18 protein-coding genes and 1 riboswitch are annotated in these 20,593 nt (G+C 67.2%); of the genes, 5 read left to right on the top strand and 13 right to left on the bottom strand.

The features are described from left to right. Positions 1 to 15 precede the first annotated feature (15 nt). From ABRP34_RS15400 to ABRP34_RS15380, 5 genes are all read right to left on the bottom strand, one after another. Positions 16 to 546 (bottom strand): YbhB/YbcL family Raf kinase inhibitor-like protein, encoded by a 531-nt coding sequence (locus ABRP34_RS15400; protein WP_353710860.1) that lies wholly within the window; start codon positions 544 to 546, stop codon positions 16 to 18. Positions 547 to 555: 9 nt separating this feature from the next. Beyond that, a complete protein-coding gene (locus ABRP34_RS15395) occupies positions 556 to 1,533 on the bottom strand; it encodes a carbohydrate kinase (RefSeq protein WP_353710859.1) in 978 nt (325 codons plus the stop codon). Positions 1,534 to 1,585: 52 nt separating this feature from the next. Then, positions 1,586 to 2,767, bottom strand: coding sequence for an acyl-CoA desaturase (locus ABRP34_RS15390; RefSeq protein WP_003802894.1), 1,182 nt, complete (start codon positions 2,765 to 2,767; stop codon positions 1,586 to 1,588). A 14-nt stretch (positions 2,768 to 2,781) separates the two neighbouring features. Further along, entirely contained in the window at positions 2,782 to 3,900 is a 1,119-nt protein-coding gene (locus ABRP34_RS15385; protein WP_353710858.1) for a ferredoxin reductase, read from the bottom strand. Positions 3,901 to 4,243: 343 nt separating this feature from the next. Then, the gene (locus ABRP34_RS15380) at positions 4,244 to 5,065 is read right to left on the bottom strand and encodes an alpha/beta hydrolase (protein WP_003802890.1); all 822 of its coding nucleotides are present in this window, start codon (positions 5,063 to 5,065) and stop codon (positions 4,244 to 4,246) included. 205 nt (positions 5,066 to 5,270) lie between these two features. On the opposite strand from ABRP34_RS15380, the gene ABRP34_RS15375 reads away from it, so the two are divergent. The 3 genes from ABRP34_RS15375 to ABRP34_RS15365 all read left to right on the top strand — a co-directional run bounded on the left by ABRP34_RS15375 (position 5,271) and on the right by ABRP34_RS15365 (position 9,018). Then, positions 5,271 to 6,377 carry a RelA/SpoT domain-containing protein gene (locus ABRP34_RS15375; protein ID WP_353710857.1) on the top strand — a complete coding sequence of 369 codons (1,107 nt, stop codon included), beginning with the start codon at positions 5,271 to 5,273 and terminating at the stop codon, positions 6,375 to 6,377. Between the two features lie 6 nt (positions 6,378 to 6,383). Then, positions 6,384 to 7,886, top strand: a complete 1,503-nt coding sequence (locus ABRP34_RS15370) for a SulP family inorganic anion transporter (protein ID WP_353710856.1) — start codon at positions 6,384 to 6,386, stop codon at positions 7,884 to 7,886. A gap of 144 nt (positions 7,887 to 8,030) precedes the next feature. Continuing rightward, positions 8,031 to 8,232: riboswitch (cyclic di-AMP (ydaO/yuaA leader) on the top strand. Between the two features lie 3 nt (positions 8,233 to 8,235). Further along, positions 8,236 to 9,018: an NlpC/P60 family protein gene (locus ABRP34_RS15365; RefSeq protein WP_353710855.1), complete on the top strand. Its 783-nt coding sequence runs from the start codon at positions 8,236 to 8,238 to the stop codon at positions 9,016 to 9,018. A 232-nt stretch (positions 9,019 to 9,250) separates the two neighbouring features. Here the strand turns inward: ABRP34_RS15365 and ABRP34_RS15360 are convergent, their stop codons facing one another. Beyond that, positions 9,251 to 10,390 carry a GGDEF domain-containing protein gene (locus tag ABRP34_RS15360; protein WP_353710854.1) on the bottom strand — a complete coding sequence of 380 codons (1,140 nt, stop codon included), beginning with the start codon at positions 10,388 to 10,390 and terminating at the stop codon, positions 9,251 to 9,253. Between the two features lie 156 nt (positions 10,391 to 10,546). Between ABRP34_RS15360 and ABRP34_RS15355 the strand changes: the two genes are divergently transcribed. Continuing rightward, positions 10,547 to 11,566, top strand: coding sequence for a bile acid:sodium symporter family protein (locus ABRP34_RS15355; RefSeq protein WP_353710853.1), 1,020 nt, complete (start codon positions 10,547 to 10,549; stop codon positions 11,564 to 11,566). Here ABRP34_RS15355 and ABRP34_RS15350 read toward each other — a convergent pair. The 6 genes from ABRP34_RS15350 to ABRP34_RS15325 form a co-directional block, all read right to left on the bottom strand. Beyond that, complete coding sequence (locus ABRP34_RS15350) at positions 11,563 to 12,960, bottom strand: LLM class flavin-dependent oxidoreductase (protein ID WP_353710852.1); 1,398 nt, start codon at positions 12,958 to 12,960, stop codon at positions 11,563 to 11,565. The two genes, ABRP34_RS15355 and ABRP34_RS15350, sit on opposite strands and share 4 nt — an antisense overlap. A 33-nt stretch (positions 12,961 to 12,993) precedes the next feature. Continuing rightward, entirely contained in the window at positions 12,994 to 13,911 is a 918-nt protein-coding gene (locus ABRP34_RS15345; protein WP_353710851.1) for an ABC transporter permease, read from the bottom strand. After that, positions 13,911 to 14,819 carry an ABC transporter ATP-binding protein gene (locus ABRP34_RS15340; protein WP_353710850.1) on the bottom strand — a complete coding sequence of 303 codons (909 nt, stop codon included), beginning with the start codon at positions 14,817 to 14,819 and terminating at the stop codon, positions 13,911 to 13,913. The genes ABRP34_RS15345 and ABRP34_RS15340 overlap by 1 nt, the downstream gene beginning before the upstream one ends. Positions 14,820 to 15,179: 360 nt before the next feature. After that, the gene (locus tag ABRP34_RS15335) at positions 15,180 to 15,818 is read right to left on the bottom strand and encodes a LacI family DNA-binding transcriptional regulator (RefSeq protein WP_050934353.1); all 639 of its coding nucleotides are present in this window, start codon (positions 15,816 to 15,818) and stop codon (positions 15,180 to 15,182) included. A 58-nt stretch (positions 15,819 to 15,876) separates the two neighbouring features. Continuing rightward, on the bottom strand, positions 15,877 to 16,710 hold the full coding sequence (locus tag ABRP34_RS15330) for a hypothetical protein (protein WP_353710849.1): 834 nt from the start codon (positions 16,708 to 16,710) through the stop codon (positions 15,877 to 15,879). Between the two features lies 1 nt (position 16,711). Next, the gene (locus tag ABRP34_RS15325; protein WP_353710848.1) at positions 16,712 to 18,508 is read right to left on the bottom strand and encodes a multicopper oxidase domain-containing protein; all 1,797 of its coding nucleotides are present in this window, start codon (positions 18,506 to 18,508) and stop codon (positions 16,712 to 16,714) included. A 251-nt stretch (positions 18,509 to 18,759) separates the two neighbouring features. Between ABRP34_RS15325 and ABRP34_RS15320 the strand changes: the two genes are divergently transcribed. Further along, a complete protein-coding gene (locus ABRP34_RS15320) occupies positions 18,760 to 18,966 on the top strand; it encodes a hypothetical protein (RefSeq protein ID WP_353710847.1) in 207 nt (68 codons plus the stop codon). Positions 18,967 to 19,023: 57 nt separating this feature from the next. Here ABRP34_RS15320 and ABRP34_RS15315 read toward each other — a convergent pair whose 3' ends face one another. Beyond that, positions 19,024 to 20,475 carry an APC family permease gene (locus ABRP34_RS15315; protein ID WP_353710846.1) on the bottom strand — a complete coding sequence of 484 codons (1,452 nt, stop codon included), beginning with the start codon at positions 20,473 to 20,475 and terminating at the stop codon, positions 19,024 to 19,026. Positions 20,476 to 20,593: the final 118 nt, after the last annotated feature.

Here is a 20,593-nt window from a genome sequence, read left to right as displayed (position 1 = left end):
CCCGCCGCGGGCGCCCTAACGCTGGTAAACACCCGTGAGGGTGGCCGTGCCCAGCAGGTGACGGGCAAGTTCGGAACCCAGCCCCGCAGGCTTCGCCCCTGCGCCGCCCGGCAGCTCCTCGACGTCCAGTGCGTAGACGGTGACGACGTAACGGTGCTGGCCGTGCCCCGGCGGCGGGGCCGCCCCCACGTAACCGCGGAAGCCGGCGTCGTTCTTCAGCTGCGTCGCGCCGGGCGGGAGCTGCGGGCCGCCCTCGGCCCCGGCGCCCTCCGCCAGGGAGGTGGTGTCTGCGGGGATGTTGAGGACCGCCCAATGCCAGAACCCGCCGGCGCCCGGCGCGTCCGGATCGAACACGGTCACGGTGTAGCTCCTGGTCCCGTCCGGAGCCCCGCTCCAGCTCAGCTGCGGGGACTCGTCCGCGCCGCCGGCATGCATCCTGCCGCTGCGCTGCGGCGGCGGCAGGATCCCGCCATCCTCGAAGGACCGGCTGGTGAGCCCGAACACGGGAACATCCGGCAGGTGTGAAAACGGACCCGGCGCTGTCATGGCTGCTCCTCAGGTGGTGGGAACTTCGGATTCTTCGGCTGCTGCTTCGGCGCCTGCTTCGACCCGGTTCAGCTCCGCCCGGGTGGGCGGATTCGCACCGGCACGGGAGACTGTCACGGCCGCGGCGCGGGTGGCGTGGGCCAGGAGCGCCGTGAGCCCCCCGACCGGGAGTGCCCGCAGGTCCGCCCGGTTCTGGGCGCCGTTCAGGCCCCGGTCCACCACGCCGGACAGCAGCGCGGCCATGAAGGAATCCCCTGCGCCCACGGTGTCCGCCACCTCCACGCGGGGCGCGGCAAACTCGGCCTCGCCCGCGGCGGTAATCCCCCAGGGCCCGGCCGCGCCGCGCGTCACCACCACCATGGCCGGCCCTTCCGCCCCGCCAAGCGTCAGCCAGCGGCGCGCGGACTCCAGCGGGTCCACTCCGGGATACAGCCAGGCGAGGTCCTCGTCGGAGGCCTTGACGATGTCGGAGAGGGTCACGAACTTTTCCGCCTGCCGGCGGGCGTAATCGGCGTCCGTGATGATGCTGGGGCGGCAGTTGGGGTCAAAACTGATGGTCGACGCCGGGTGGGCATATTCGACGGCGGCCAGCACCTCCGCGGCGCCGGGCGCCAGCATGGTGGCAATGGAGCCTGTGTGCAGCAGCGTGTTGGCCTGCAGCATGAAGGGCAGCCGTTCCCGCAGTCCGGGGAGCTCCCAGGCGAGGTCGAACGTGTAGGTGGCGGCGCCGTCGTCGTCCACCAGCGCGGTGGCCACACTGGTGGGCAGCCCGTCCGGGCCCTGCGGGAGCATGACGGAACTCGCCCTCAGGTGGGCGGCCACCGACTCCCCGTACGCGTCCCGGCCGTACCGGCCGACGAACTGCACGGGGTGCCCCAGGCGGGCCAGCCCGACGGCGACGTTGAGCGGGCTGCCGCCCACATGGGCTTCGATTCCGGAGCTGCGCTGGACCACGTCAACGAGGCCCTCGCCGATAACAGTGAGCATGGTCATACTCTGCCAGAGAACGCCGCCCGGCGCTCGGGGTTCCTGCAGTCTGCTAGGCCTTCTTCCCCGGCAGCGCGAGCTTGAAGACCTTCGCCCACGAGGATCCCACCTGCTTCAGCAGCGGCCCGGTGGTGTACGGCAGGCCGTAGCGCCGGCAGATTTCCTGCACCTTCGGCGCCACCTCCCCGTACCTGTTGGACGGCAGGTCCGGGAACAGGTGGTGCTCGATCTGGTGGGACAGGTTTCCGGTCATGATGTGCATGAACTTGGAGCCGGAAATGTTGGCTGAGCCGATCATCTGCCGGACGTACCAGTCGCCGCGGGTCTCGCCCTCCACCATTTCCTCCGTGAACGTGTCCGTCCCCTCGGGGAAGTGGCCACAGAAGATCACAGCGTGGGCCCAGACGTTTCGCACGGCGTTGGCGGTGAGCGTGCCGTAGAGGGCCTGCTTTCCCGAGCCGGTCAGCATGGCCACGGCCGGGGTGGCAGCGTAGTCCTTGGTGAACTGCTTGAGAGCCTTGACGCCGAGGGCCTTGAGGTCCCGGACCATGGCCTCCTTGCTCTTCTTGCCCTCCTTGTAGTCGACGATTTCCAGGTCGTAGACCGCGATGCCCCATTCGAAAATGGGGGCGAGGATGGCGTTGTACAGCGGGTTGCCCAGGGCGCGCGGGGTCCAGGGCTGGTCCTCGTCCATGCGCAGCAGGTTGTATCCGACGTCGTTGTCCTTGCCCACCACGTTTGTCCAGCGGTGGTGCAGGTCGTTATGGGTGTGCTGCCAGGACCGCGCCGGGGTGACGAAGTCCCATTCCCACGTGGTGGAGTGGATGTCCGGATCGCGCATCCAGTCCCACTGGCCGTGGAGGATGTTGTGGCCGATCTCCATGTTTTCCAGGATCTTGGCGAGGCTGAGCAGGCTGGTGCCGGTGACCCAAGCGGCCTTGTTGCGGCCCATCAGCAGCGCCGCCCTGCCGGCGATCTCCAGCCCGCGCTGGATCTTGATCACCCGGCGGATGTAGGCAGCGTCGGAGGCGCCGCGCTTGGCCAGGATCTCGTCCTTGATGGCGTCCAGTTCCCGGCCGAGCTCTGCCACCTGCTCGTCGGACAGGTGCGCTGCGGCGGGCGGGCGCACGGCCGGCCGGCCGGAGGCGGCCAGGGCCCCCGGCCGCGGTTTCGTGACCGGCTTGTCGGTGGCGGTCTTCGTGGTCGCGTCTGTGCGATCGGATATTGCAGTCATGCTTGTGTTGCTCCTCAGATGTCGAGGTTAACGGGCCCGGCAGCTGCCGAAACGCACGTCTGGATTAGTTGGCCCGGTTCACCGTGGACTTCACCGGTGCGCAGGTCCCGGACCTGCCCTGCACGCAGGGGCAGCAGGCAGCTGTGGCAGATGCCCATGCGGCAGCCGCTGGGCATGAGGACGCCGGCGTCTTCGCCGACGTCGAGAAGGGGGGTGTCGCCGTCGGCCTCCACCTCCCGGTCGGAGGCCTCAAAGGTGACCAGGCCGCCGTCGTGCCCAACACCGCCCAGCAGGCTGGTGTTGAAGCGTTCGATGATGAGGTTGACGGGGTCGGCCGCGAACGGGCCGGTGGCCCCGTCCGCACGGGTCGATTTGGGGTCCTTGGGATAGGCGGCCGCTTCGGCGGCCCACAGTGCTTCGGCGTCGTCGAGGAACCCCTCCGGGCCGCAGGCGTACGCAGCACGGCGGCGCCAGTCCGGGCACAGCGCATCCAGTCCGGCGGCCGTGCCGAAGTCCATCCGGCCGCGCTCCCCCGTATACCAGTGCGTGACCCGGAAGTTGGGAAACTGGTCGGCGAGCTCGGAAAGTTCTTCGCGGAAAATGCTGTCCTCCGGCCGCCGGGCGGAGTGGATCAGCACCACATCGGCGTCGGGGCGGTGCGGCACGAGCGTGCGGACCATGGACATCACGGGGGTGATGCCGCTGCCGGCGGTGAGCATCAGGAGCGGCCGCGGATGTTCGGGGAGGACGAAGTCGCCCTGCGGGGGCGCCAGGAACAGGACGTCCCCGGGCCGGGTGTTGCGGACCAGGACGCCGGACACGGCACCCATGTCACTCACGGTAATGGCCGGATCCTCGCCTGCCGGGGCGCTCAGCGAGTAGGAGCGCCAGTGCCGGACGCCGTCGAGCTCCACGCCAATCCGGGCCCACTGGCCGGCCTTGTGGGCCTTCCAGCCGCGGCCGGGCCGGAAGTGGATGGTGGCCGAATCAGCCGTTTCAGGAACGACTTTGGTGACCACGCCGCGCAGCTGCCGGGCGGAAAACACCGGGTCAAAGAGCGCGAGAATATCCTCCGGGGCCAGGGGAGTTGTCAGCACGGACGCGGCGCGCGCCAGCTTTCGAAGCCGGATCACGCCGACCACCGCATGATGGGTTCACCCATGTGTATCTCCTAGTGAAACCCGGGACCGTAATATACAAAAGTACCTCAATCCCCACCTACTAGATTCCTCCAAGCCGGCGCCGGTAGCAACCGGCGTCCACTTTCGCGCTCTACCCGCCGGCCCGGCCTTACTCATCGGCAGGGCATGGGGCGGCCGAAGCTGGCGGGTGGCGCGCTGTTCCTGACAAGGCAATGTCCCTCCGTTGTGGCGTCTGCGGCATTCGTGGTTGATGACAAGCATACTTACTGTCGGCGCGCATATGCCGGCTCAGCCCATATCAATGCAACGAACGGACGTCGGAGGAGTTCCCGCGCTAGAGCTGCAGCAGCTCCTGCACCAGGTCGCGGCACTTCCGGTAGGACGGTGCCTTCGGGTCGATCAGCGAGAAGTGGTCGCCGGGGACCTTGACCACCTGGACCGGGGCGCCGGCCGCGCGGGCCGCAGTGGCGTAGGCCTCGGACTGGCTCACCGGCACGGTGTCATCGTCGAGCCCGTGGACGGCGTAGACCGGGATGCTCAGCGGCACGGCACTCATCGGGTCGGCGTACTTATGGCGCTTGGGGTACCGTTCGGCGGAGCCGCCCAGGAGGTTGCTGACGGCGCCGTTGCTGAGGTCGGCCCACTCGGCCTGCGCGAGGTTCAGCAACCCGGACTGGCTGACCACTCCGGTCAGGTGGACGGCCTCACCGTTGAGGTTCCGGGCGACCTGCCGGTCGGCGTCGGCCGCACCGAGTTCGGCAAGCCGGTCCCGCCCTGCCGCCCAGACGGCCAGGTGCCCGCCGGCCGAGTGCCCCAGCGCCACCACCCGGTTCAGGTCGAGGCCGTGCTCGCCGGCCACCTCGCGGAGTTTGTCGATCCCGGCGAGGACGTCCTCGAACGTCCGCGGCCAGCCGCCGCCGTTGCCCGCCCGCCGGTACTCCAGGTTCCAGGCCACGATGCCGTGCGCTGCGAGGTCCTTCGCCAGCGGCTCGCCCAGCTCCGCGCCGTATTGCGAGCGCCAGTAGCCGCCGTGGATCACCACAACGATGCCGCGCGGGGATGGCGGCTTGCCGTTGCGTGCGGCAGGTGCCTCCGGCAGGAAGAGCTCGCCCCACTGGCTGGGGTGGTCACCATAGTGGTACTTCTGCCGCTTCACTGCATCCTCCTAGGATCCTTCAAACGGGGCGCCGGGCCCCTCCTTGCCGCCTCCCGCACGCCCGGGATCCGGGATTGCAGGGCACGACGGCGCACAACAGCCATATGCCGAGCCTACAGGGAGGCCGCTTCCATGGGGCGGAAGGGGCTGCAGTGGCGGGGGTGTCACCGGCACCGCTGTCGCACCGTATTGATAGTTTGGAACCATGGCAAGCAACTGGGATCGCCTGGACGTCACTCAGCGCGACTCCGTGCAGGAAAGCGTGGAACTCTATGAGCGCGTCCGGCCTGCCCTGAAGCTTGTCACCAGGGAAGTCCTGCAGATACTGCGGACCATGCTCAAGGACACCGAGGTCACGCCGCTGTTCGTCACCGGCCGGACCAAGTCCGTGGATTCCTTCCGGGAGAAGATCGCCCGGACCGAGGAGCCGCTGGAACCCGGCGGCCCGCGGCTCCTGAAGTTCCCGGACCCGTTCCGGACCCTCAACGACATGGTCGGCGTCCGTGTAATTACCAAGCTCCCGGCGGAGAACGCCCTGGTGGCCAACCTGATCAAGCGCCAGAGGCACCTGTTCGACTGCCGCGGGGACCGTGAAAAGGACATCGGCTCGATCGAGTCCGGAACGTACGGTTACTCCAGCCGGCACCTGATCCTGCGCACCATCCAGAACGACGTAGTGAAGAACTACCAGCAGGTGTTCAACCCGGAGGTCCAGCCCAACGGCAGCTACTTCTTCGAATGCCAAATACGAACCGTCTTCGCGCATGCCTGGAGCGAGATCGAGCACGACATCCGGTTCAAGGCCGAGGACCCGCGGGCCTGGACGCCGCACTTCGACCGGCAGTTCACGGCCACCGCCGCCATGCTGGAGACCGTGGAGACCGCCTTCGCCGACCTGCATGAACGCTACGAGGAGGTCCGAAGCTACTGGGACCTGGACGGTGAGGGCGCGGCACAGCTCACCCCCAACCGCATCCGCGACGTCTGGCGCACCCTGCTCCCGCACGTGGACCGTAAAGTAGATGACGACTGGGGATGGGCGGCCGAACTCCTGGCGGCCCACGGACTCAAACAGACCGTCCAGCTGGCCGGACTGCTCAGCGCCAACCGGATCACCGAGGTCCGCCGGGCCCTGGACCACCGCTACTCCCCCGGACCGGACCGCCTGCTGGATGACCTCCTGCTGTGGCAGTACGGCACCAAACACATCGACCTCACCGCTGAGGCGCCCGACGCCGTTCCCCACCCGCGGCGCGACAGCCTCCTGCGGCGGCTGAAGCAGATCGAGCGCTACCGCCAGACCAAGAAATAGAGTTTCATGAAGCCCGAACAGCTCCAGTCCGTCCGGGCCACGCTCCGTTCCCCGCGGCGCCTCAAGACCGAGGCCCTCGCCGGACTGGTGGTGGCCCTCGCCCTCATTCCTGAAGCCATCGCGTTCTCTGTGATCGCCGGCGTGGACCCCCGGATCGGACTGTTCGCCTCCTTCACCATGGCGGTCACCATTTCTTTCGTGGGCGGCCGGCCCGCCATGATCTCGGCCGCAACAGGCGCCGTCGCCCTGGTGATCGCGCCGCTGATGCGCAGCCACGGACTGGACCACCTGATCGCCGCGGTAATCCTTGCCGGGGTCTTCCAGATCCTGCTCGCCGTCCTGGGCGTCACCCGGCTCATGCGCTTCATCCCGCGCTCGGTGATGGTGGGCTTCGTGAACGCGCTGGCCATCCTCGTGTTCATGGCCCAGCTGCCGGAACTGCTCGGCGTTCCGTGGCCCGTCTACCCGCTGGTGGCCGCCGGCCTGCTGATCGTGGTCGGCCTCCGCCGCATTACGACGGCGGTGCCGTCACCGCTGGTGGCTATCGTCCTCCTGACGGCCCTCGCCGTGATGGCCGGGATCGACGTCCCCACCGTCCAGGACAAGGGCCAGCTGCCGGAAAGCCTGCCCACACTCTTCATCCCGAATGTGCCCCTGACGTGGGAAACCTTCCAGACCATCGCACCGTTCTCGCTGTCCATGGCGCTCGTGGGGCTCCTGGAATCCCTGATGACAGCCAAACTGGTGGACGACATCACCGATACCCGCTCCAACAAGACCCGCGAATCCTGGGGACAGGGCGTAGCCAACATCGTCACAGGCTTCCTGGGCGGCATGGGCGGCTGCGCCGTGATCGGGCAGACGATGATCAACGTCAAAGGCTCCGGCGCCCGGAGCCGGGTGTCCACGTTCCTCGCGGGCGTCTTCCTGCTGGTACTGGTGGTGACCCTGGGTGACATCGTGGGCCTCATCCCCATGGCGGCGCTGGTGGCGGTGATGATCTTCGTCTCGGCCATCACGTTCGACTGGCACTCTGTTGCACCGGCAACGCTTAGGCGGATGCCCAAATCAGAAACCGCGGTCATGCTGATCACTGTCGGCACGGTGGTGGTCACGCACAACCTGGCGATCGGCGTCGGGGTGGGGGTGCTGGCAGCGATGGCGATGTTCGCCCGCCGGGTGGCCCATTTCGCCACCGTGGAGCGGACGGAAGTGGAGCTCAACGGCCGGACGGTGGCCACCTACACCGTGGACGGCGAACTGTTCTTCGCCTCCTCCAACGACCTCTACACCCAGTTCAACTACGCCCGCGACGCCGAGCCGGACATCGGGGGCGTGGTGATCGACCTGCACGCCTCGCACCTGTGGGATGCCTCCACCATCGCCGTGCTGGACGCCGTCACGGAGAAATACCGCAGGCACGGCCGCGAGGTGGAACTGATCGGCCTCAACTCGGCCAGCCTCCAGATGCGGGAGCGGCTCGCCGGCAAGCTCCGCGCCGCAGAGTGAGGTTCACCACACAAATCGGACCTCGATCCCTTACCTGACGCGGGCCGCGGCGGAATAAGCGACACACCCCCGTTACCCTAATGTGACATTTGGCGAAGCCTCCCGTACCGTGAAAAACGTGCCTTTTTCACCGATGAGGCACTCCCGCGCTGATTGCCTAACTCTGCCGCAGCCCGAGGAACCAACCGAAGACCCATGTCCGGCAGAGACGGGGAAACCACTTTTCGGCCTGCTTGAAGCGGGCCTTGGGGTGAAGCCGCACAGTTCCTGACCACGTTCAGGACCGCGGCCGGGTGCCTCCCATCCGAATCCGACAGCTCACCTCGCAGGCATCGGGAGAGGCTTCTTCATGTCGTTCCGCTTTATTTCTGGCCGCCGTGCTGCGGCCGCCCACTCCAATCCGTTCACCCGCATTGCCTCCGCAAATTCCGGTCTCGGCCGCCAGGCAGCCGTGATCCTCGCGGCCTCCGGCCTGGCGTTCACGGGAACCGTTGCGGCCAACGCCGGCGGCGCCGCCCCGGCCCAGCCGGCGCAGGCTCCGGCCGCCGCCCCCGAGGCCGCCAGCCAGGTGCAGGCTCCCCTGAACGCTGCTTCCAGCGTCAAGATCGAGTTTGAACGCACCGCGGTCAAGTCGGCCCCGGCTCCCGTGGTGGCAGCACCCGTCGTCGAAAAGCCGGTAGCGAAGAAGGCCGCGGCACCCGCCGCCGCCCCGGTTGCCGCGCCCGCCAAGGCTGCAGCTGCGCCGGCCGCCGCACCGAAGGTCACCGTCAAGGCCGCGGCTCCCGCGCCGAAGGCCCCCGTCCAGGCTGCGGCAGGCGTCAACGCAACCATGCTGGCTTCGGCCTACGCCCAGATCGGCATCACACAGGACTGCACCGCCATGGTGGAGAAGGCCCTCGGTGCCGCCGGCATCCGCGTGGGTGACCTCGCCCCGATGCAGTTCCTGAGCCACGGCAAGGTGGTCTCCACCCCGCAGCCCGGCGACATGGTGGTCCAGTCCGGCCACGTGGCCATCTACGCCGGCGCCGGCAAGGTCATCAGCGGCGGCATGAACGGCATCAACGCCACCATGGCCCACCCGCTGTCCTGGCTCACTGCCACCGGCCCCGTCACGTTCGTTCGCGCGGCCTAGCAAAAGCTGAAAAACCGCCGTGTTCCGCTGCCTTGGGGGCGGCGGAACACGGCCACCCCAAGGTGCTCCCACCTTTCTACAAGGATCGTGGAACACACTGGCTATGCCTGATGAAAGACCGCAGTCTCCAGCTGCGAGTCAGGATCGCCGGGTCCGGATTGTCCCCCATGCATTCCGGATCCGGTGCCTGCTTTAAGAGGCAGCAGGGTCTTAAAAAGGCAACAGCTCCGCCTCAGCCCCTGACCGTGCGGTTCCGCCCCTGTGATTTGGCTTCATAGAGGGCGACGTCGGCGGCCGCGATCACCTCGTCGAGGTCCGCGGTTGTCGCATTGTAGGTGGAAATGCCGTAGCTGACGGTCGGCATCCGCAGCAGTTCCGGTATGTGCTGCTCTGCCAGCCTCCTGCTGATTTCGCCCGCGATGATTTCCGCGCTCTTGGGGCCTGCACCCGGAAGCAGGAGGATAAACTCCTCGCCGCCGTAGCGCCCGGCGACGTCCGTGGACCGGGCCGACGCGCTGCACGCGTTGGCAAACGCCTGCAGCGCAAGGTCGCCCGCCGCGTGGCCGAAGGTGTCGTTGACCGACTTGAAGTGGTCCAGGTCCGCGAGGATCAGCGAGCCGCCGCTGTTGGCTGCCTTGCTGCGTTCCAGTTCCTGGGCGGCCGCTTCCAGGAAAGCGCCTCGGTTAAGCAGGCCGGTCAGCCCGTCCTGCGTGGCGACCGTTCGGAGCGCCCGCGTCTGCTGCTCGGTGCTCAGCCCCGCCATGCTGAAGGAAACCACCACCAGCAGCACCATGGTGACCATGGTGGTCACCGCGGACCCGAAGTAGGTGGAAAAAACAGGACCGCTTGGCCCTTCGATAAGGAACACCACCAGACGGCAAAAGTAGAAGACGGCCACCCCGCCCGCTGCGATGGCCATGGGAATCCTCACCCGGGAGTACCCGGGTTCAAGCCGCCACAGCTCGTGCGAGGCCAGGCCGATCAGTGTGGCCATGGATGCCAGGAAGACTGCACCGCCTGCCCAGGTATTGGATCCCGGGCTGTCGATGCCGGCCGCGGCGCCGGCGATGACCGGCAGCGCGGTGGACAGCCACAGATTGTGCTTCAGGTTCCGGAGGGAACGCGCCCCGGCCCAGACCCCTGCCGCGCCGGACACCAGCAGGAAATTACCCAGCGGATTGGCCCAGACCTGCTGCGGCGTGCCGTTGAGGAGGAATGACGCGGAACCGGAGAGGAACAGGAGCAGGGCGGCGCACCACCAGGCGCTGTAGGGCGAGCGGGTGCTGCGGAAGGTCGAAAAATAGAACAGCAGCGCCAGAACCAAGGCCATCGCCGCGAAAGCAACCCGCAGTGTTGCCGTGTCTAGGATCATTCTGTCCCCTTGAATCCCGATCCGGTGCAATCCAGTATCGCACCGGGAGCGCCCGGGGTCCCGGTGTGCCGCGGAGAATTTCCCGGGGACGACACATTTGTCAGACATCAGTTCACGAACTGGGCCGTAGTGCCCCTCCGGTGCCAGCATTATTGAATGCTTGAGGCAACAAAAGACCCCGTACCCGCTTCCTCGGCCACGGAGGCCGGCGCCGCACCCCTGAATCCGGCCCTCGCCGCGGAGGCCAGGATCGCCCGCGTCGCGGTGACCGTCTTCCCCCTCCTGGTGCTCGCAGCCGGCGTTGCCGGGTTCCTGCTTCCCGGCGCCTTCAAACCCCTTGGCCCGGCGGTCCCTTACCTGCTGGGAATCATCATGTTCTGCATGGGCCTGACACTGACGCCGCCCGACTTCGCCGCGGTCGCGCGCAGGCCGTGGGCCGTGGTGCTGGGCATCGTGGCCCATTACGTGATCATGCCCGGGGCCGGCTGGGCAATCGCCACCCTCCTCCATCTGGAACCCGCACTCGCCGTGGGCCTGATCCTCGTGGGCTGCGCGCCGTCCGGCACCGCCTCCAACGTGATGGCGTTCCTGGCCAAGGGCGATGTGGCCCTGTCCGTGGCGGTCGCCAGCGTATCAACTCTCATCGCCCCGGTGGTCACGCCCGTCCTGGTGCTGTTCCTGGCCGGTTCCTTCCTGACCATCGACGCCGGCGGCATGGTGCTGGACATCGTCAAGACCGTGCTGCTGCCGGTCATCGCGGGCTTGCTGGCCCGGCTATTCCTCAAGAAGCTCGTCGCGAAGGCGCTGCCGGCGCTCCCCTGGGCATCCGCCGTCGTTATTTCCCTGATCGTGGCGGTTGTGGTAGCGGGAAGCGCCAGCAAGATCCTTGCTGCCGGCGGCATTGTGTTCCTGGCCGTGGTGCTGCACAACGGCTTCGGCCTGGGGCTCGGCTACCTGGCCGGCAAGCTCGGCCGCCTGGACGCCAAGGCGCGCAGGGCACTCGCGTTCGAGGTCGGCATGCAGAACTCCGGCCTGGCGGCAACGCTGGCCACCGCCCACTTCACCCCGCTGGCGGCCCTGCCCTCCGCCGTCTTCTCGCTTTGGCACAACATCTCCGGTGCCATCGTCGCTGCCTGGCTGGCCCGGAAGCCCCTGCCGGAGCAGCGGGAAGCCTAGACAGCAGCGGGCACGGCCCGCTCCGTTTCAGCCGCCTCGGCGGAGTCGGCCGGGGCAATTCCGTTCTCGGGCCGCGGCAGTCCGTAGTGCTCACGCAGGGTGCGCCCCGAGTACTGCTGGCGGAACAGTCCGCGGGACCGGAGGATCGGAATGACGTGGTCCACGAAGGTGTCCAGGCCCGAGGGCAGCACGGGCGGCATGATGTTGAAGCCGTCGGCTGCGCCCTTCTCAAACCACTCCTGAATGGCGTCCGCCACCTGCTCGGGCGTTCCGGAGAAAGTGCGGTGCCCGCGGCCGCCGCCCAGCCTGCCGATGAGCTGGCGGACGGTGAGCCGTTCGCGCCGGGCGAGCTCCACGATGAGCGTGTACCGGCTCTTGGCTCCCTCGATCGCATCCTCCGAGGGGAGGTCTTCGGGCAGCTGCGCATCGAGCGGAAGGGATTCCGGCGAGACCCGCAGCACGCCGGCCAGCTGCTTTCGCGCGTGCTCGGGGTGGATGAGCTCGTCGAGCTGCTTCTCCAGCCGCCGTGCCTCGTGCTCGGTGGAACCGATGACCGGGACGATGCCCGGCAGGATCTTGATATGTTCCGGGTTGCGGCCGACGGCGGCCGTCTTCCGCTTCAGGTCCGCATAGAAGCGCTGCGCCTCGGCCAGAGTCTGCTGCGCGGTGAACACGGCCTCGGCGTAGCGGGCGGCGAAGTCCTTGCCGTCTTCGGACGAGCCGGCCTGCACGATGACAGGGTGCCCCTGGGGTGAGCGCGGCACGTCCAGGGGACCCTGGATTCGGAAGTAGCGGCCGGTGTGGTTGATGGGGTGGACGCGCGAGCTGTCGGCCCAGACCCCGGCGGCCTTATCCCCCACCGCGGCGTCGTCGTCCCAGCTGTCCCAGAGCTTCCTGGCGGCGTCGAGGAACTCGGCGGCGCGCTCATAGCGGCGCCAGTGCGCAGGCTGGTCCTCCAGGGAGAAGTTCCGCGCGGCGGCCTCGCCCGCGGTCGTCACCACGTTCCAGCCGGCCCGGCCGCCGCTGATGTGGTCGAGCGAGGCGAACCTGCGGGCCAGGTTGTAGGGGTCGTTGTAGGTGGTGGAGGCCGTGGCGATCAGCCCGATCCGCTTGGTCACGGCGGCGATGGCGCTGAGCAGGACCGTCGGTTCGAGGGTCCCGTAGGGGCGCTGGCGCACGTCGCCGTGCAGTACGGGCGAGTCGGCGAAGAAGATCGAGTCGAAGGCGCCGCGTTCGGCGGTGCGGGCGAGCTGCTGGAAGTGTGCCACCTGTGTTCCGGCGAAGCTGTCGCTTTCGGGAAGACGCCAGGAGGCCTCGTGGTGTCCGGTGCTCATAAGGAAGGCGTTCAGGTGGAGTTGGCGTGCGCCGGCGTTGGCGGGGGTACGTTCAGGCATGATCTGGTTCCTTGTGGGTATCGGGAGGGCGGGCTAGGCGGTGCGGGATCCGACGGCGGTCCGCCAGCGGGAGAAGTGGCGTTCGACGCCGACCAGCAGGTAGTTGACCAGCAGGCCGAGCAGGGACGCGGTCAGGATGCCCGCGTACATGTCCGGGATGAGGAAGCTCATCTGGGAATTGACGATCAAGTAGCCCAAGCCGGCCTTGGCACCGACCATCTCGGCGGCGATCAGGACGAGGATGGAGGATGTGCCGGCCATCCGGATGCCTGTGAAGATGGTGGGCACGGCGGAGGGAAGAATCACCTTCTGGAACAGCTGGAAATTGGACAGCCCCAGTGAGCGGGCGGCCCGTATCAGCAGCGGGTCAACGGTCCGGACGCCGGCAATGGTGTTCAGCAGCACCGGGAAGAACGCCGCGTAGGCCACAATGCTGATCTTGGACGTCTCCCCGATGCCCAGCAGCAGCGTGAACACCGGGAGCAGCGCAAGTGCGGCCGTGTTCCTGAAGACTTCCAGCAGCGGGTTGAGGAAGCGGTCAAGGGCCCCGTACCAGGCCACGAGCAGGCCGAGGGCCACAGCGGAGACAACGGCGATGCCGAATCCGCTCGCAGAGCGGCTCAGGCTGGCGGCGAGGTGGTTCTGCAGCTGGCCGTTTGCGATGAGCGTGCCCAGTGCCTCGAGCACCACGTGCAGGGGCGGAAGGAACACCCGCGTCGAGGCCGGGGCGAGGTAGGTGGGTCCCAGTTCCCAGAGCAGCAGGAACAGGATGATGGCCCCGGCACCCCACACGGCGTTGCCTCCCTGCCGGGCATACAGGCGCAGCCTGGCCGCAGGTGTCTTGCCGGACCCCGGGCGCAGCGCCGGATTCCACTCCTTCGCTGCGTCCCCGGCAGCCGCCGCGGGACCGGGCCGCGTTTCCGTTTCCTTGGTCAGTGTTGGCGTGCTCATCAGGCTGCCTTTCCGGTGGTGATCGTCCTGGTTTCGTCCGGCGCTGTTCCGTCGGGCTGGATCTTTGCGTGCCCGGCGGCCTGGGCACGGCGTACCTCGTCATGCAGCAGCGACCACACCTTGTGGCGGTGTTCCACGAAGGCCGGGTTAGAGCGGACGTCCTCATCGCCGGAGCGGTCCCCGAGGTCGATGTCGACGATTTCCTTCAGCCGCCCCGGCCGGGAGCTGAGCACGGCCACGCGCTGGCCGAGGTAGACGGCCTCGTCGATGCCGTGGGTGATGAAAATGATGGTCTTGCCCGTGGTGGCCCAGATGCGGAGCAGTTCGGTCTGGAGCTGCTCGCGCGTTTGTGCATCCAGCGCGGCGAAGGGTTCGTCCATCAGCAGGATGTCCGGTTCGTAGGCCAGGCTGCGGGCGATGGCCACGCGCTGTTTCATGCCGCCGGACAGTTCATGCGGGTAACGGTCTTCAAATCCGCCGAGACCCACAAGCTCGAGGTATTCGCGTGCCTTCTCGGCCCGCTCCTTGCGGGTGTAGCGCTTCCCGTCGCTGCCCGCGCCTTCCAGCCCAAAGGACACGTTGGCAGCAGCCGTGCGCCAGGGGAACAGCGCATACTGCTGGAAAACGACGGCGCGGTCCCGGCCCGGTCCTGCCACTTCCCGGCCGTCCACCAGCACCTTGCCGCTGTCCGGCTTGGTGAGGCCGGCCAGGAGGTCCAGGAGGGTGGTCTTCCCGGAGCCGCTGGGGCCCACCAGGGTGATGAATTCGCCTGCGGAGACGTCAAGGGAGATGCCGTCCAGCGCGGTCAGGACCGCCCCGTCCGGGTTGTCCTTGCTGGGCCGCACCGTGAATCTCTTGGTGATGTTTTGAAGGCTGATTTTCGGTATCGGCCCGGTTCCGGAGGTCATGGTGTGCTTCCCTTCAGCAGGTCGTTCAAGGCGTTTGGTGTCCACCATGAGAGCAGAGAAGGACCACCGTCTGAAGGGCGCGGTCACGAGGGGAAACGGGGCGTAATCTGCCGGCCGGGGCCGCGGATTGCGGCTCCGGGACGCGCGGGGACATCAAAATCAACAATGCGTAATGGCGTGCGTCTTCCGGGGACACCGGATGACGCGCGGCGACAAAAACCGGCCACGAACGCGGCTGATGTTGCGGCCGGCTACGGTCCATGACGGACCGGCACCGCCGGCGACCTGCACCGAAAGCGGACGGCGCGAAGGTCCGATTGTTACGCGGCTGCCGGCACGCGGTTCCGGAGCAGCCGGTTGCTAGAGGACGGGAATCTGTTCGGCAAATGCGCCGGCGGCGGACAGCACGTCGTTCAGCAGCAACGGGAGCGCGCCGCCGCCGAACAGGGCATATCCGCTGAGGCGCTTCCAGGAGGCCGAGTTTTCTGCGGCGCTGGCCGCGTATCCCGCCATCCGTTCCATGAGCAGCGCGACCGCCTGTTCTGCATGCACCGATTCGGAGATGACCACCTGCGCGATGCCGCGCCTGGCCAGCTCGGCGATGGCGTGGTCCTCTTCCTCACTGGTGGGAGTGACGCCCATGATGACGCCGTCGGCACCGCCGGCCAGCATGAAGTGCCGCCATGACTGGCCGAGCAGGATGACCGGCTGGTAGCCGTGCCGCGGAAGTATCGCGGCGGCGGCCGTGGCCAGCGCCCGGTCCGGCGGCCATTCCAGGTCTTCAATGGCGATGGCCACCAGATCTGTCCTGCCGCGCCGCATTCCCCGAGCCGCCTGGTTGGGCACGTAGCCAAGATCGCCGGCGGCGGCCATGACACGTTCCTGCGTGGACGGACTGACCCTGGTGGTGCCTCCGCTCCTGCCGGACAGCACGTAGGACACCGTCGTCAGTGAGACCCCGGCCCGTTCGGCAACGTCCCGGATGGTGGGGCTGGACATGCTCCTCACTGTTTTCTCCTATCATTTCTGCGCACAGTTTCTGGTTTGGACTGGTGCATCACTCCGTGTGCGGATGTATTGCCTGGCCTTCGAGCTGCTCCGCGTCCCACGCCGGTTCGGCGGCCATGTCCACGCCGGTTCCGGACACAGACCGTGGGCCGACGTTCACCTCGGCGGCGGGAATGTGTGCCTGCCGGCTGATGCCCTCGCGGACGCTCTCGACCGTTTCGTCGCCGAGCAGCGGGCCCGTGTAGCTGATACTGAGCTGGCCGTCCTGTGCCACGGTGTTGTAGTTCCCGAGCGCGTCGGAGACGATGCCTTCCCTGTCCACCGCGGCCGATACTGCGGCGGGGTTGGCAGTGGCAATGCTGAAGCGCAGGTCATGCACCAGGACCGGGAGCACGTAGAAGTTCTTCACCCCCAGTTTTCCGGTGTCCTCCTCGGTGACTGCACGCACGATGATGCGTCCGTCGTCGGGAGTTGCTGTTGGCGGGAGGGCCACGATGACCTCGGGGACCATCTGCTGCAGCACCGCGGGTTCGAGCACATCAGGTGAGATGGCGGACAGGGCCGTGCCCCGTGCGGCGGCGGCCGCGTCCAGCCGCTTGCGGATACTGGCGATGTCGGCATCCAGTGCGGTGTGCACGGCAACCACTACCCTGCGCCGGACCATGAGGCCGTCGTAGCTGACGGTGGGCCGCCCGTTGCCCAGGTCCTGGCCTTCTTCGGCCTGCGCGAGGACCCGGTCCGCGGCGTCCGCGGTGGTGGCGGGGCTGCTCGCGGGCGGGGTGGGAGCCGGGTTGGCCGCCGGGCTGGCCTGGACACCGCCGGTGCAGCCGGCCAGGGAGAAGGCCAGCAGCACCGCCGGTGCGATCAGCAGCGTCCGTTTCATCTCACGTCCCCGCCGGGTAGGCCAGCTTGTATTTCGAGGCGTAATACCCCTCGGGCCGCGTTTCCAGCACAGGCTTGTCAGCATTGATGGGGTCGTTGTTCCGCAGGTCGCCCACGGCGAACTGCACCATCATGTCGTGGTCCTCGTGCACGAGGTTATGGCAGTGCACCATATACCGGCCGCCGACGTGCTTGCCGGTATCAAACTGCATGAGGACCGTGACGGATTCGTTTTCCCCCGCGTAGAAGACGTCCTTCGGCCCGCCTTCCCAGGCGAACGGCTTGCCGCCGTTGGTGTTGCGCCCGATGATTTTGCCGTCGATCAGGTGGATATGGACCGGATGGAACCAGCCGCCGGACTCGTTGACGATGGTCCACTGCTCCACCTGGTTGCGCTGCGGGTTGGCGAAGCACCGGGTGAAGTTGGATTTTTCCACGGTGTCCCAGGTTTCACCGTTGATGGTCCACTCCCCGCTCTGCCGCTGGACCCGGAGTATCCTCTTGGCCACGGCCATGTCCGGGGTCAGTGCCATGGTGTCCAGCCCGCCGAGTGCCTTGGTGGGGTGCGGGCCGGCATCCAGCGTGGTGGGGATGGCCGCGATGGTGCGGGACCCGGGCTGCGCGGGGGAATCTGCCACCACCTGGAACTTCATGACCTTGCCGGTATTGGCGAAGTTCACGTTGTTCTTGTTGCTCAGGTTCCGCAGCTCCACCGACTGCCCTGGCTTGTACTTCCGGAAGTCGATCAGCACCTCGTAGCGTTCGGCCGTGCCCTGCCGCCAGGAGGACACCGCCTGCACCTTGGGGGTCATCCCGGCGTCGGTGCCCACCACATGGAAGGGGTCACCGTTGGACAGGGCGAAGCGGTAGGAGCGGGTGATCGAACCCACCAGGAAGCGGAACCGGTAGATGCGCGGCTTGACCTTCATGGTGGGCCACGGCACGCCGTTTACCATGATGATGTCGCCCCACAGGCCGGCGTGGCCGTTGTCGTTGTAGCCGAGGGACCCGTCGGCGTTCAGCATCACGTCGGAGACGAGGATGGGCACGTCGAACTCGCCCTGCGGCAGCTGCGCCCGTTCACGCGCGCTGGTGATGGAGTAGATGGAGGCGAGCCCCGAGTACACGCCCTGCGCTGTCAGCATGTGGTTGTGGTCGTGGTACCAGAGCGTCCGCGCTGCCTGCCAGTTTGGATAGTGGTAGTTCTTCACCCTGCCCGGCGCAGTGCGATCGTTGGCGTACCCGTCGTACTGGGGCAGCGACGCCGATCCGTGCAGGTGGGTGACGGTGTTGAACGTGTTCGGGTAGAGGAGGCCGGTGGCGGGCAGGCGGTTGCTGATCCTCAGCTCGCTCCGGGTGCCCTGCTGCACCCGGATAGTGGGGCCGGGAAAAACGCCGTTGTACCCGGCCAGGGTGGTGCTCAGCCCGCGTGCGATCTGGGCCCTGCCCAGTTTTTGGTTCAGCGCGTACTTCGCAAACGGCGTGCCGTCGCGGTCCCTGCCCGTGGCATAGGGAAGCAGTTCCGGCGGCCGCCGGAAGACGGTGGTGAACGGAACGGGCATGTTCGCGGGGGCAAGCTTGCTTGGAGAGATGACCGTTTCTTCATCGTCGTCCGCGCCCCGGCGTCCGGGGACACCCGCGATGGCCGGCCCTCCGGTTGATGCTGTGACGGCGACGGCGCCGCCCAACAGGCTTAGTTTCAACACGTCCCTCCGTGTTGTTGCCATGACATCCTCCCAGCTGGTTGCGATGGCCTCGGCGGCAGCATTGGCGCCGGGCCACATATGAGACACAGTCATGGTGCTCCGCGCGACTCCAGAAAACCTTGGAAACAGGCGCCTGCGGGGGCCTGTCCCACCTGAATAGGTGGGAGTGCCGCCGTCGGGAACGCCGCGGGAGCGGCCCCACCTTCAAACTGGCTGCCGCGGTATACCGCGAGGGCGGGACCCCCTAGGTTTGGCCACCGCATTCGCGGCATAGCCGACGGGTTCCCGGCTAATCACAACGGCCGGGCGGCACACTGCACCCAGGAGCAAAGGAGGGTGGTCCCATGCAGGAGGAAGGCCTTCGGCGCCAGATCATGGGCGTCATTAGCCACGTCCTCACTGACGAGGCAACGGACATGAACGTACGGATGGCGCTGCTCCGGCACCTCGGCGAGAATCCCGGAAGTCCGGAACAGGCCCTGCTGGCACACCTGCGCGACTGCCGGGGCGCCGGGACGACTCAGGGATCAGGGCCGGCGCCTCCGCCCTGAGCCTGTGGCCCCCTCAACGGTGGACGGGGACTCTTTTAAGGGCATCGGTTGGGTGGGCTATACCTCGTCCGCGCCGGTTCCCGCGGTGCGGTTGGTTCGTCGGTTGATCAGCCAGGTGATGAACCACAGCACGACGCCGATCGCCATCAGTCCGCCGGCGATCTGGTACTGGATGACGTTTCGACCCACCCACGGGCCGGCGAGGAAGGCACACAGCAGCGCGGCCACAAGCGGCAGCTGCCCCGGGGAAGTGAAGAACACCTCGCGGTTGGGGTCACGCTTCCGACGAAGAATAAGGCAGGCCACGTTCACCACCGTGAAGACGCACAGCAGCAGGAATGCGGTGGTGCCGGAGAGGTTGGCCACGATGTTGCTCTCCGGATCGCTGGTGACGTACCAGATCAGGCCCAGCGCCAGGGCGGTGGAGAACACTATCCCCGCCCACGGGGTACGGCGAACCGGCAGAACTTTTCCAAGCGCCGGGGGCAGGACGCGCTGGCGAGCCATCCCGTAGATCAGGCGGCTGGCCATCAGCATGTTGATCAGCGCAGTGTTGGCGACAGCGAACACCGCCAGGAACGGGAAGATCCTGTCGATCGGGAAGTCAGGTGAGCCCTTGTGCACCACTTCCAGGAGCGCGGCGCCTTCGGCCTCCCGGATGTTTTCCAGCTCGGTGGGTGAGAGAACGCTGACCACGGATACGGCAACCAGCATGTAGAGGATCACCGCTATGCCGAGACCGGTCAGCATGGTCCGGGGGAAGATCTTCTCCGGGTGCTGGGTCTCCTCCACCATGTTCACGGAATCTTCGAAACCGACCATCGCGAAGAAGGCGATTGAGGTGGCCGCGGTGACCGCCAGGAAGAGTCCTTTGTCCTGGTAGTCGTTGAAGACGAAGATCTCCCCCGCATTTCCGGCGCCCTGGGTCATGACAAAGAAGCCGACGCCGATCACAATGCACAGGGCGGTCATCTCCACCAAAGTCAGCACCACGTTGAATTTCACGCTCTCCCCCACGCCGCGAAGGTTGATCACCGCCAGCAGCAGCATGAACCCCATCGCCACCGCTGTGATCACGCCCTGTCCGGGCAGTCCCATCCAGCCGTTAATTTCCAGGCCACCGAAGAAATTCTGGGCGAGCACGTTCGCGGAGGTCGACGCGCTGGTGATGCCGGAGCAGACGACGGCGAACGCCACCAGGAAGGTGACGAAGTGGATCCCGAACGCCTTATGCGTGTACAGGGCTGCACCTGCCGCCTGAGGGTACTGCGTGACCAGCTCGAGGTAGGAGAACGCAGTGAGGGTTGCGACGACGAATGCCAGCAGGAACGGCAGCCACACGATGCCGCCCACCGTGCCGGCCATGGTCCCGGTGACCGCATACACGCCCGCGCCGAGGATGTCGCCGACGATGAAGAGAAGCAGGAGCTTTGGTCCGAGGACCCGTTTCAGCTCCGGTGCGTCACCTTCGGGGGTGGCGTCGAACACGTCATGGGACGTCGTGCTCATGGTGACCTCCACAGCGGCGCCGGTTCTGTTGGAACCGTTTCTGTTGGAACCGCGGCCAGGGTTCCGGCCTCGGCGTGACCTACTTCACTGTGGACCTGCGCGCGTCACTTTGGCAACA

The sequence above is a fragment of the Arthrobacter sp. K5 genome (genome assembly GCF_040448525.1).
GTDB lineage: Bacteria > Actinomycetota > Actinomycetes > Actinomycetales > Micrococcaceae > Arthrobacter > Arthrobacter globiformis.
Note: the sequence above shows the minus strand (reverse complement) of the source record. Positions and strands in the feature narration are given on the sequence as shown.